We start from the raw sequence: 12,846 nt of genomic DNA on the forward strand, positions 1-12,846 counted from the left end.
CAGAGTCCTTTCTATTTTAGTTACCACTTTTAATAGATCGGACTTCTGTGTTTTTGTGTAGCAAAAAATAGGATGGAAGGAAGTGTTTTTTTCTTCCATCCACCCTGTTTATTATAGAGCCTAAATTTCACAAGAAAAGAGGGCTAGCAAATAAGCTAGTCCTCTCTATTTGCCTAGGGAGCTAGAATGTTGCACGAAATATTATGCAATATTTAGTGATTATTTTTATTAAAAACCTATAATGTTAAGGTTTATAAAAATTTTTAATAGTATATATTTATTTATATGGAGACGATCGGTCTCGAACCGACGACCTCTACAATGCCATTGTAGCGCTCTCCCAACTGAGCTACGCCCCCAATATAGAAATACACATATATCTTACGCAATTTTGAAATATAAGTCAATAGTTGAAAAAACATTATCCTAATTGTTCCTAGAAGTAATAGTCGAATATAATTAATCCAATCAAAAGACTTTCTATTATATACGTTAAGTAGTTCTAAATAGAAAAAAGAGCAAGCTTGAGATAAATCAAGCTTGCTCTTTTTTGTAATTAATTTTAAATTATTATTCTGCTTCAGTTTCTTCAGCAGTTTCTTCTTCTGTTTCGTCTTCAGCTTTTTCTGCATCAGCATCTTCATTAGAGGTCATCTCTTCACCTGGTTTTTCAGGGACAACGATTTCGCCATTGATGATTTGTTGTTTGTAGTCTTCAACAGCTTTCTTAACTTCGTCAGTTAAGAATTCAGTTGTAAGGTCTACACCACCATCAGCTAAACCTAAAGTTTGAACGCCACCTTCAAAACCTTCAGCTTGTGTTTTTTCAGCAAATGCTTTCACTGATTCACCAACTTGTTTCAATGTAGATGTTAATGTTAAATGACGCTCTTCACCGTCAATTTCAATTAAACCTTCAGCGTCTTGGTCTAAGTCTACACCAATTACGTATAATTCTTGAGAAGGATCGTTTGATACACGGTCTTTAGCTTCTGAGAATACACCTTGGCCAGTTCCACCAGCAGCATGATAAATGATGTCTGCGCCACTAGAGTAGATTGAAGCTGCTAGTTGCTTTCCTTTAGGAGCATCTGCAAAGTGACCAGCATACTCGATTGATATTTCGATATCAGGGTTAACTGTTTTAGCACCAGCTACAAAACCAGCTTCGAAACGGTCAATTACTTCAGATTCAACTCCACCGATAAAACCGATGTGGTCTGTCTTAGTAGTCATAGCTGCAGCAACACCTGCTAAGAAAGCTGCTTCGTTGTCTTTAAAGGTAATAGAAGCTACGTTGTCTTTTTCAACAACAGAGTCTACGATAACAAAATGTCCATCTGGGTTTTGTTCAGCTGCTTCATCAATAGCCGGTTGTAACTTATAACCAATACCAAAAATAAGGTTTGATCCACCTTGGATAGCTGCATTGATGTTTGTTACATAATCTGAATCTGACTTAGATTCAAGATAGAAGTAGCCACCAGGGCCTTCTTCTAATTCATTTTCTTCACCGTAAGCTTGTAAACCTTCCCAAGCAGATTGGTTGAATGATTTATCGTCCACTCCACCAACGTCAGTAATGATTACTGGTGAAATTTGTTCTTGAGCAACAACAGTTGCTAAAGGTAATGTAGCTGCACCTAGTGTTAAGGCAGCTGCCGATAGTGTTAATAATTTTTTCATAGAATACCTCCATTTGTTTTAACTATAATATACCTTTATAAGGTCGATAAAGCAAGCGTTTGCTTTCTAAGTTAATCACTCATGATCACATATAAAAGCCTCCAATTCAGGAACAACCCAAACTAGAGGCTAAAAATATTTTTGGAAGACACATTAGTTTTTCAATTGGTATTGAACCGCAATTTCTGCACCTAATTTTGCATTATTATAAACCAATTGGATATTAGTTTCTAATGAGCGTCCTTCAGTCAATTCAACAATTTTTGCTAATAAGAAGGGGGTGGATTCCTTACCATGAACGCCAGCTTCTTTTTCTTCAATTAAAGCTTGATCAATGATAGCATTGATTTCATCGTTAGGGATTTCGTATTCTTTAGGGATTGGGTTTGCAATCAATAAACCAGCTTGTAAATCTAGTTGATCAGCGGCTACCATTCGCTGGGCAATTTCTTCAGCAGAATCTGCCCTACTAGTCAAGCGGTAAGGTGAGGTTGAAGAATAAAAGGCTGGCAGGTAATCGGTTTGATAACCAGTAACCGGAACCCCTTTAGTTTCTAAGTATTCCAAGGTTCTTGGTAAGTCTAAAATAGCTTTAGCTCCCGCACATACCACGGTAACAGGAGTTTGGGCTAACTCTTCAAGGTCAGCAGATACATCCATGTGTTCAGTATATCCACGATGAACCCCACCAATTCCACCGGTTACAAACACTTTAATCCCGGCTAGATGAGCGCCAATCATGGTTGTAGCCACTGTAGTGGCTCCTAATTGCTTATTGGCAATTACTTCGGCTAAGTCTCGTCTGGATACTTTGACCACATCTTTTGCTGTAGCTAAGATTTCCAAGTCTTCTTCTTCTAAGCCAATTTTAAACTGCCCGTTCATGATGGCTATGGTTGCTGGAACAGCTCCGTGGTCACGAATAATTTGTTCCGTTTCTTGTGCCATTTTAACATTTTGTGGATAAGGCATTCCGTGTGAAACGATAGTTGATTCTAAGGCTACAATCGGTTTTTGTTGAATGATTGCTGCTTGAACCTCTTTAGAGATGGATAATAGGGGATGATTCATAGCGTTAGCTGTTTCTTTATTATATGGTTGATTCATAGTTATATTCCTCTTTCTTTAAAATATTTGACAATTTCCAATCAATTGACGTTCTTCTTCAAATAGTTTCGCATTAAGATTTTTTCTAACTGTGGAAGGAGATTGTACAGTGTAATAAGAGTTAGTAATACCATAATGAATGGCTTCACTTGGAGCATATTCTTTTTTGAGCCCGTATATTAATCCCGCTACAAAAGAATCGCCAGCCCCTGTCACATCAACTAATCGAGGGTTATTAGGAGGTTGAAAATATAGAAACTCTTTCTTTTGATTCGAGTATAGCAATGGTTTAGTACCACGAGTGATAATGACATTTTCCACTCCTCGATCAATCCATAGCTCAGCGAGATATATAAAATCATCTTCCGTCTTAACTTTGTGATTAAAGTATTCTTCAGATTCATCCTGATTGACAATTAGCCATGTAATTCCTTTTAAATTCTCTGGCAGATGGTTCATTTTCGGTCCGGAAACTGGAATAACCACCAGAGGTATTTGCTGTTTTTTTGCTATATTCATCACTTGTTCAACGGCAGATTGAGTGAGATTAAGATCCATAGCAATGAATTGACAATTTTCAATTTGTAAATGGAAACTAGTAATCCATTCAGCATTCATTTGATCACAGATTTCCATATCAGCAAAGGCTACTTCCATTTGACCTGTTTCATCGAGAATGGCTGTGTAGGAGGACGTATTGTGATTTTCTAAGGATTTCACATGGTCTAAATTCACAAAGGGCTGAGTAATAGCCTTAATTTCTTCAAAATCAGCATCGATACCTGCTAAAGATAGTAAACTCACTGAGAGTTCCATCCTTCCGAGGTTTTCTGCTACATTTCGTGCAACTCCTCCAACAGTCACTGTTGAGTTAACAGGATTAGAGGTGGATTTGAGTAAAGGTGTTTTTAACTGAAAGATACGGTCAATATTCATAGCTCCAATACAAAAAATATCAGCTGGTTCATTGACAATATAGGCTCTACCTTGCAGGTAGCGCTTTTGCGTAAGTGATGACACAATATTAGCTAGAGTAGATCGATTAATACTCAAAATTTCAGCAAGTTTAGTTTGAGTAAGAAAAGGGTCTTGCTTAATTAAATCCAAAACACGCTTTTCATTTGAGTTGAGTCTGATGATAATACCTCCCACTGACAACAATTGTCCTTATTTAAGATTCTTGTCTTAATTATACCTTTAAATTAATAGAATACAAGTCTTATTTAAACGAAACTTGAGAAGTATATTGACAAGAACTATAATACAATCACTCAATTAAGCGATTAAAGAGAGGGGCTTTATTTTGTTAAACGACCGATATATAATGGCAATCGATCAAGGAACGACATCTACTAGAGCACTCATAGTGAACCATCAAGGTGAATTTATAGCCAGTGCTCAAAAAGAATTTCAACAATTTTTTCCTCAATCTGGTTGGGTAGAACAAGATGCTAATGAGATTTGGCAATCCGTTCAGTCCGTCATTTCTCAAGCTTTGATTAATGGTAATATTCAACCTAAGCAGATAGTAGCAATTGGAGTCACTAATCAAAGAGAGACGACAGTCATTTGGGACCGTGAAAGCGGAGAGCCTATCTATCACGCGATTGTCTGGCAATCGCGGCAATCAAGCGAAATATGCCAAGCGCTTAAAAAGAGTGGTTATGAAGATATTATTAAGAAAAAGACAGGCTTACCGCTTGACCCTTATTTTTCAGCGAGTAAAATTCGTTGGATTTTAGACCATCTTCCAACTTCTCAAATAAGAGCAGAAGCTGGCGACTTAGCCTTTGGCACAATAGATTCTTGGTTGATGTGGAAATTGTCAGGTGGCAGACACCATATTACGGACTATTCTAATGCTTCGCGTACCCTTTTATTTAATATTGAAACTCTGGAATGGGATCGAGAGCTTTTAGACATATTCAATATACCTGCTCAACTATTACCCCAAGTGGTATCAAATTCTGAAATATACGGAAAAACAGCCACCTATCATTTTTACGGTCACGAAATACCATTAGCTGGTATGGCTGGAGATCAACAAGCAGCATTGATTGGTCAACTCGCCTTTGATAAAGGGCAAGTTAAATCAACTTATGGAACAGGTGCCTTTATATTGATGAACATTGGGAATGAGCTAAAGCTGTCTAAGCATGCGCTATCTACTTCTATCGCTTATAAATTTCCTAACCAATCTCCAGTATACTGTATTGAGGGCTCTATATTCGTAGCGGGTTCAGCTATTCAATGGTTACGAGATGGATTAAGGATGATTGAAGAATCTTCTGAATCTGAGGAACTCGCCCAACATTCAAAAAACGAAGATGAAGTATATGTGGTGCCAGCTTTCACGGGATTAGGAGCTCCTTATTGGGATTCTCAGGCTAGAGGAGCTGTGTTTGGCTTAACTCGTGGCACTGATAAAGCTGACTTCGTTAAAGCGACCTTGCAATCTTTAGCTTATCAAGTGCGCGACATCATTGATGTAATAAAGGATGAAATGGGGGTCGTCATTCCAGAATTAAAAGTCGATGGAGGCGCTTGTAAAAATAATTACTTGATGCAGTTTCAAGCAGATATTTTAAATACGGCAGTAACACGCTTATCCAATCTTGAGTCCACGGCATTGGGGGCTGCTTTTCTAGCAGGCTTAGCAGTAGACTATTGGCAGTCTATTGAAGAAATCCAAAGCTTAGTTAAACCCGCTATAACTTTTAAACCGAAAATGTCAATAAATCGCAGTGAAGATTTATATGAAGGTTGGAGAAGGGCTGTTCAGTCGACGCGACATTTTAGTAACAAGCGGAACTAGTTTAATTTAGCTTTAGAATAAGAAAATAATGAGAAATCAATAAGGATTTAATCATAATTACGATTGTATTTGCTTTAAACCTGGAAGCGTTTTATAATATAGTAAAAGTATTAAGGGGGAACTATAAGTGGTACAAAGCTTACATGAATTTTTATCAGCAGCAATTGCAGAAAAGAAAGAAAAGAATCTCTATAATGAAATCGAAGCCTTATCTTCTGCAAACGGCCCAATCATCGAAATTAACGGACAAGAGCTCATTAATTTATCATCAAACAACTATCTTGGTTTAGCAACTTCCGAACGTTTAAAAGAGGTAGCTAAAAAAACTATTGATAAGTATGGAGTAGGAGCAGGTGCGGTTCGTACTATTAATGGTACGATGGATGTCCACAATATTCTAGAAAAGAAAATTGCAGAATTTAAGAAAACAGAAGCTGCAATAGCTTTTCAATCAGGCTTCAATTGTAATATGGCTGCTATTTCTGCCATCATGAACAAAGAAGACGCTATTCTTTCAGATGCATTAAACCACGCTTCAATCATTGACGGCTGTCGTTTATCACGTGCTAAAATCATTCCAGTGAAACATCAAGACATGGATGATTTACGTGCAAAAGCTAAAGAGGCAACAGAATCAGGCTTATACAAAAAAGTAATGTACATTACAGACGGTGTTTTCTCAATGGATGGCGACGTAGCTAATATTCCAGAAATTGTTGAAATTGCAGAAGAATTCAACTTAATTACTTATGTTGATGATGCGCACGGCTCAGGAGTAATGGGTAAAGGTGCGGGTACAGTTAAGCATTTCGGTCTATCGGATAAGATTGACTTACAAATTGGAACCCTTTCAAAAGCTCTTGGTGTAGTAGGTGGATATGTTGCGGGTTCACAAGAATTAATCGACTGGTTAAAAGTAGCTGGACGTCCATTCCTATTCTCAACTTCATTAACACCGGGGGATGCTGCAGCTGCTACTGAATCGATTAATATCTTAATGGAATCATCAGAATTACACGATCGCCTATGGGAGAATGGTAACTATCTTAAAGCTGAATTAAAAGCATTAGGCTTTGATATTGGCAACTCGGAAACACCAATTACACCAGTTATTTTAGGTGAAGAAAAATTAGCTCAAGCCTTCTCTAAACGGTTAAGAGAAGAAGGAGTCTATGCTAAATCAATTGTCTTTCCTACAGTACCACTTGGAACTGGTCGTGTGAGAAATATGCCAACAGCTGCACATACTAAAGAGATGTTAGACCAAGCAATTACCATCTACGAAAAAGTTGGTAAAGAATTAGGCGTAATCTAGGAGGGAATCATGAAAAAAATCTTAATTACTGGTGCATTAGGCCAAATCGGTTCGGAATTAGTTGTTAAGTTAAATGATATGTATGGTGAAGAAAATGTCGTACCTACAGATATCCGTGTGGTAGAGGGAAATGAAGTCTGTAATCATCCTAACTTCGCTATTTTAGATGTAATGGATATGGACGCATTTATGGCTATTGCTAAAAATCACGAAGTAGACACATTAATTCATATGGCTGCTTTATTATCAGCTGTTGCAGAAGAAAAGCATTTATTAGCATGGGATATTAACATGCAAGGTTTAGTAAATGGATTAGAAGTTGCTCGTTCATTAGAGCTTCAATTTTTTACACCTTCATCTATTGGTGCGTTTGGTCCAGACACACCAAAAGTTGGTACACCTCAAGATACTATTCAACGCCCAACAACAATGTATGGAATTACTAAGGTAGCAGGTGAGTTACTGTGTGATTATTACTATACTCGCTTTGGTGTGGATACTCGTGGCGTGCGTTTCCCTGGTTTAATATCTTACGTAACACCTCCAGGAGGTGGAACAACTGACTACGCAGTGCAAATCTATTATGATGCGATTAAGTATGGTAAATATGTCTGCAATATTCCTCAAGGTGTAAAAATGGACATGATGTACATGCCAGATGCTATTCAAGCAATCATTGATTTAATGGAAGCTGATGCTGATAAATTGGTTCATCGCAATGCTTTCAATATTTCAGGTATGTCATTCGAGCCTGAAGAAATTGCGGCATCAATCCGTAAAGTCATGCCAGACTTCGAAATGACTTACGATGTGAATCCAACTTTAGAGCGCATTGCGAAATCTTGGCCAGATGAAATGGATATTTCAGCTGCTAAAGAAGAATGGAATTTTAAAGCAGAGTATGATTTAGATAAGATGACAGTGGATATGCTTGAGAAATTAAAAGCTAAACAATAATTTTTGACTTAATAGCGTTGGCTTGTTTGCCAACGCTATTTTTCATTCATAAATAATAATTATGAATAAATTGTGAACAAAATTAGAAGAGTGTTCGTTTGTGGATTAAAAAGTAAACTCCGACAAACACTGATATAAAAGCATCTACAATAGGGATGGGAATAATATTCTTAAAAAAATCATCATTATTTCTAAGCAAATTACTAGCATAAATAGAATATAGGATGTATGATGAAGACATACTAGAAGAACAAAGGAGCGATTTTATAATGAAAAAATCTTTTAAAAAATTAGTTTTAATTTCAATGAGCGCTATCACCTTAGGAGCTATAGCTCCAACTGTATCTATCTTTGCTCAAGAAGATAGTGAAACAACTGTGGACTCAATGATTGAAGATTCTATGGAAGAAACAACAGTTGAAGAAGATGAAGAAGAAGTAAGTCCAATGCAGAAAGCTTTGGAAGAAATCGTTAAAAAGTATCAAGAAGATTATCCAGAAGTTGGAATTAATCGTATTATCATCCAACCTTTAGAAGAAGATGAAGAAGATGATCTATCTGTCAAAGTCGAGTCAGAAATGGGAATGGCTGATGACGAATCTGAAGAAGAAATGACCCAAGATGAAATGTCAGATGAAGAAATGACTGAAGACGAAATGGATGAGGTAGATCCATTTGAAATTACGATTGAAGGTACAGATGAAGAAGCAATGGAAGATGTAACTGTTTCTTATGATGCTCGTACGAAAGAAGAAATCCCTGAAGACGAAAACGAAGTTGAAGATAGGATGTCTGAAGCTGAAGATACTATGGATGACATGATGTCAGATGCAGAAGATACTATGGATGACATGATGTCAGATGCAGAAGATGCAATGGATGATATGATGTCAGACAATGAAGAAAGCGAATCTGATACTGAAGAGGAAATGTCTGATGAGCCTTTAGCTACTATTGATTTTGAAGATCTTGCTGGTTTTGACGAAATTAAAGAAGCCGCTGAAGAAGAAGCTGGCATGGGTGAAGCATTAGAATTTGTTTATTCAGTTAATGAAGAAACAGATGTCACTGAAGTAGCCGTATTTGTTTATGAAAACACTAAAGAACCAACCGAAGGAAAAATGATGACCATTACTTTAGATGCTACAACTTTAGAAGTTCTAAAAGTTGAAGGCAGTGAAGTTGAAGAAGCGGTAGATAGTGAAGGGAATGCAGTAACTAGTCCCCAAGAGTCAAACAATGGTGGTCAAGATGCTCCTTCTAACGAAGAAACAACTACAGAGGAATCTGAAGGACATGAAGAAACAACTACAGAGGAATCTGAAGGACATGAAGAAACAACTACAGAAGAATCTGATGAAAATGAAGATTCAGATACAACAGAAGAAAATGAAGAAACAACTTCTGAACAATAATTTTATATGAATAGACGTAAAAAAAGTCCGAGCAATTTGCTCGGATTTTTTTTAAAGATTGGATAGTAAATTACAAAGGTCCTTTTCAAATTGGATTGCTTTAAAATAAGGATGATTATTCCTACCAGGTTTGTTATGGACATTAAAGTAAATAGCTTGCCAACCACTATTTAAAGATCCTTCGATGTCATTGGTCCAATCAACTCCACTATAAATAATTTCATCTTTTGCGCAAGCAAGTGAGTTAGTAATTTTATTGAAAATTTCAACATCAGCTTTCGAATAAGCCAAGTTTTCCGATATGAAATTTTGATCCTCATCAAAGTATTGCCTTAAGCCGAGCACTTCAATTTTACTCCTTTGACCAGCATTGGCTCCTTTAGTCAGTATAAAGAGTTCTACAGAACTTTCTTTAAGGTGGAGCAAGCATTCATGAAAATTTGGACGAAGCGTTAGATATTTTTTTGCAATCCTTGTATAGATCAAGAAAACTATGAGCTGGATCTAAGTGAATTTCATGCTCGAAAGTGCTAAAAGCATCAATAGTCCGCTGCAATTGATAATGAAGTTTACTACAGTTATTGGCAATAAAGGATTGGTAAAGATTTTTCGAATAATGCTGGTAGACAGGATTAAAAGAATCAAAGGGGATGTTATAAGGGTTGTCTGATTGAAAGGCTTCATATACCTGCTGATAAATGGCACTTCGATCATAGAGTGTATCATCTAAGTCAAAACCTATTGCTTTAATGAATTTTAAACTCCTATATAAACTTATCTATCTCATCACAGCATAGTTATTAGCAAAATTATTCTATAATTTTCAAAAACAAGTATAATATGTAGTAAGAGGAGTGATGGTATGAGTAAATACTATAAAGCAAAGCAAATTATATTAGATAGTTCAGTAGTTGAGGAAGCCTTTCTTGAAGTAACAGATGAGGGTAAGTTTGGCGAAATTGTGAGTGATTTGCCAGCAAATGTTGAGCGAATAAAAGATTATGAGAATCTGATAATTGCTCCTGGTTTAGTGGATACACATATCCACGGCTATCAAGGTTACGATATTATGGATAATGATCCTGAAGGTCTGCGCCATATTTCTGACCAATTATTGACTTGCGGAGTGACCTCCTTTTTGCCAACAACTTTAACCGATTCGATTGAGCGTTTAAATGCAGTATGTTCGATGATCAAAACAAATTATCAAACCTGTCAGGGAGCTAAAGTCCGAGGAATCTTTTTAGAAGGACCTTTCTTTACAGAAAAATATAAAGGGGCACAAAATCCCAAATACATGAGTGATCCCTCGATTGATGCATTAAGTGAATGGATAAAATTGTCAGGGGGTTTAGTCAATAAAATTGCAATTGCACCAGAACGTCAAGGAGTCATTCCATTTATTGAATATGCCAAAGCCCAAGGAGTCCATACTGCACTTGCCCATTCAGATGCTAGTTATGATCAAGCAAAAGCTGCAGTAGAGGCAGGTGCTGATATTTTTATTCATTTATACAATGGTATGTCAGGTTTGCACCATCGCAATCCTGGTATGGTTGGCGCGGCACTTAGCTTGAAAGATGTTTTTGCTGAAATCATAGCCGACGGCCACCATGTTCACCCAGCTGCTATTGAAATTGCACTTAAAGCTAGAGGACTAGAAGAGACAGTTTTAATTACTGATTGTATGCGAGCCGGTGGCATGGGAGAAGGCATCTCCCGTTTAGGTGAGTTTGATGTAATGGTAAGCGAAGGAACAGCGCGATTAGTTGAAGGAGGAAGCCTCGCGGGCTCTATTCTAGAACTGATACAAGGCGTTCAAAACATGGTTAAATGGGAACTAGCAACAGTCGACCAAGCAATTCGGATGGCGAGTCTAAATCCAGCGCGTTCTGTCGGAATTCAAGCTGAATGTGGCTCAATAAGAAAAGATATAGCAGCTGATTTTATTGTTCTTAATCAAAAAGCTGACTTACAAGCAACCTACTTAGATGGCCAATTAAGATATCGAGTATAGAATAATCCCCAAGAAACCCCTCTTGGGGATTTTATTTTACTTTATTTTTTATCATTTTCTGGCATGAAGGTTAATTGATAGCGATCATTGAAAAAAGTACGAATAGCTAAATGAGCGGAAGTTGCTGAGACCAGTGAAGTGGTACCTAATAAAGTAAAGGAGATCATCATTTGATACATAATTGCCTTGGTTGGATCGACACCGGCAAAAATTAAACCCGACATCATACCCGGCAAGGTGACAACTCCTGTAGTTTTCACGCTATCGATGGTTGGCTGAATACCAGATTTAACGGCCAGTTTTTTAATATGCGTGCTAGCTTGCTGTGGACTTGCTCCTAAGGCTAGCATTTCTAGAAATGCCTGTCTATGATCTTCAAAAAGCTGCTTCAAATTTCTATAGGTTAAACCGAGAGCCGTCATGGCCGTCCCAGAAATCATCCCTGTGATTGGAACCACTTGGGAAGGGGTAAATTTTAGAGAACCAGATAAGACTAATATTGCTAAACTAGTGAGTGATCCAATTCCGATTGCTGATAAAGAAATGGCGAAGGCTTTATTTATTCCTTTACCGTGCTTAGAAGCATTCCAAGCGGCATTGAAAATAATAACCGCAACCATGGCTACAGTAAGCAAAGCGTTATCGATAGAGAAGACTTGTTCTAAGACATAGCCTACAATTAATAATTGTAAAATAACTCTTACTATGGCAATCAATAAATCTTTCCAAAGGTCCAGTTGTTCTTTATATGCAATATAAAAGGTTATTAAAACAAGGGAAAAAGAAAGGGCTAAAGTAAGCGGACTAACTTGAAGATTCTGAGTCATTATTCTTCCTCGCTTTCATCGATATTTTTCGATATATAAACTTCGCGATTAGCAAGCTGGTGGTCCTTGTCTAAATGACTAATTAAAAGAGTAGTAATTCCTTCTTTATCAATATAGTTGAGTAGCCAACGCCATAGTATTTCTCTGGTTCTTTGATCAAGAGCAGAGGTAATTTCATCTAATAATAAAATTTCCGGCGGAAAAATTAAATTTCGAATAAGAGCAACCCGTTGTTTTTCTCCTCCAGATAAACTATTAATTTCTTTGCTTAAATAATCGCTTGAAAGTTCTACTTCTTGCAATAATTGAACAATACGATCTTTATCAGCGGGTAAATCGCGAATTTCATAAGGGAAGGACAAATTATCCCATACATCTCGACCAAACAATTGAGCTGTTTGGAAGCAGTAGGAAATTTTTTGTCTCAGTTCAATGGGTGGATACTGGTCAATTTCTTTCTCTTCAAAAAAAATAGACCCTGATCGGCTTAGGTTAGGGGCATTTAAGTAAACAATTTCTTTTAAGAGGGTTGATTTTCCTGATCCAGAAGGGCCATTGATAGAAACAAAATCCCCTTTTTCAATCTTAAAAGACAAGTCAGAAATAATCGTTTTCTTTGAACTTTGAATAGTAAGATCTTTGACTGTAAGAATATTTGACATAATATACTCCTTTTTAGAATCATTATCATTTATTTTAACATGAGG

At 36.9% G+C, this 12,846-nt stretch carries 11 protein-coding genes and 1 tRNA gene; 5 read left to right on the forward strand and 7 right to left on the reverse strand.

Translation table 11 applies throughout. The features are described 5' to 3' along the window. Positions 1-286: 286 nt before the first annotated feature. The 4 genes from ACQV2G_RS01995 to ACQV2G_RS02010 form a co-directional block, all read right to left on the reverse strand. Positions 287-359: transfer RNA gene (locus ACQV2G_RS01995), tRNA-Ala, on the reverse strand. Positions 360-570: 211 nt separating this feature from the next. Continuing rightward, positions 571-1,686, reverse strand: coding sequence for a BMP family lipoprotein (locus ACQV2G_RS02000; RefSeq protein ID WP_428873840.1), 1,116 nt, complete (start codon positions 1,684-1,686; stop codon positions 571-573). A 153-nt stretch (positions 1,687-1,839) separates the two neighbouring features. Further along, a complete protein-coding gene (locus tag ACQV2G_RS02005; protein WP_428873895.1) occupies positions 1,840-2,757 on the reverse strand; it encodes a pseudouridine-5'-phosphate glycosidase in 918 nt (305 codons plus the stop codon). 54 nt (positions 2,758-2,811) lie between these two features. Continuing rightward, positions 2,812-3,945: a PfkB family carbohydrate kinase gene (locus ACQV2G_RS02010; protein ID WP_428873841.1), complete on the reverse strand. Its 1,134-nt coding sequence runs from the start codon at positions 3,943-3,945 to the stop codon at positions 2,812-2,814. 151 nt (positions 3,946-4,096) lie between these two features. On the opposite strand from ACQV2G_RS02010, the gene glpK reads away from it, so the two are divergent. From glpK to ACQV2G_RS02030, 4 genes are all read left to right on the forward strand, one after another. Further along, positions 4,097-5,608, forward strand: coding sequence for a glycerol kinase GlpK (glpK, locus tag ACQV2G_RS02015; protein WP_428875994.1), 1,512 nt, complete (start codon positions 4,097-4,099; stop codon positions 5,606-5,608). Between the two features lie 127 nt (positions 5,609-5,735). Further along, on the forward strand, positions 5,736-6,923 hold the full coding sequence (locus tag ACQV2G_RS02020) for a glycine C-acetyltransferase (RefSeq protein ID WP_428873843.1): 1,188 nt from the start codon (positions 5,736-5,738) through the stop codon (positions 6,921-6,923). Between the two features lie 9 nt (positions 6,924-6,932). Further along, complete coding sequence (locus ACQV2G_RS02025; protein ID WP_428873844.1) at positions 6,933-7,880, forward strand: L-threonine 3-dehydrogenase; 948 nt, start codon at positions 6,933-6,935, stop codon at positions 7,878-7,880. Positions 7,881-8,149: 269 nt separating this feature from the next. After that, on the forward strand, positions 8,150-9,295 hold the full coding sequence (locus tag ACQV2G_RS02030; protein ID WP_428875995.1) for a hypothetical protein: 1,146 nt from the start codon (positions 8,150-8,152) through the stop codon (positions 9,293-9,295). A 51-nt stretch (positions 9,296-9,346) separates the two neighbouring features. Here ACQV2G_RS02030 and ACQV2G_RS02035 read toward each other — a convergent pair whose 3' ends face one another. Then, positions 9,347-9,781 carry an HAD hydrolase-like protein gene (locus tag ACQV2G_RS02035; RefSeq protein WP_428875996.1) on the reverse strand — a complete coding sequence of 145 codons (435 nt, stop codon included), beginning with the start codon at positions 9,779-9,781 and terminating at the stop codon, positions 9,347-9,349. Positions 9,782-10,157: 376 nt separating this feature from the next. On the opposite strand from ACQV2G_RS02035, the gene nagA reads away from it, so the two are divergent. Further along, positions 10,158-11,312, forward strand: a complete 1,155-nt coding sequence (gene nagA, locus ACQV2G_RS02040; protein ID WP_428875997.1) for an N-acetylglucosamine-6-phosphate deacetylase — start codon at positions 10,158-10,160, stop codon at positions 11,310-11,312. Between the two features lie 41 nt (positions 11,313-11,353). Here the strand turns inward: nagA and ACQV2G_RS02045 are convergent, their stop codons facing one another. After that, positions 11,354-12,139, reverse strand: coding sequence for an ABC transporter permease (locus ACQV2G_RS02045; protein ID WP_428875998.1), 786 nt, complete (start codon positions 12,137-12,139; stop codon positions 11,354-11,356). Continuing rightward, entirely contained in the window at positions 12,139-12,801 is a 663-nt protein-coding gene (locus ACQV2G_RS02050; protein ID WP_428873849.1) for an ABC transporter ATP-binding protein, read from the reverse strand. Before ACQV2G_RS02050 ends, ACQV2G_RS02045 begins: the two co-directional genes overlap by 1 nt. Positions 12,802-12,846: the final 45 nt, after the last annotated feature.

The organism is Facklamia sp. P12955, from assembly GCF_050409565.1.
Lineage (GTDB): Bacteria > Bacillota > Bacilli > Lactobacillales > Aerococcaceae > Facklamia.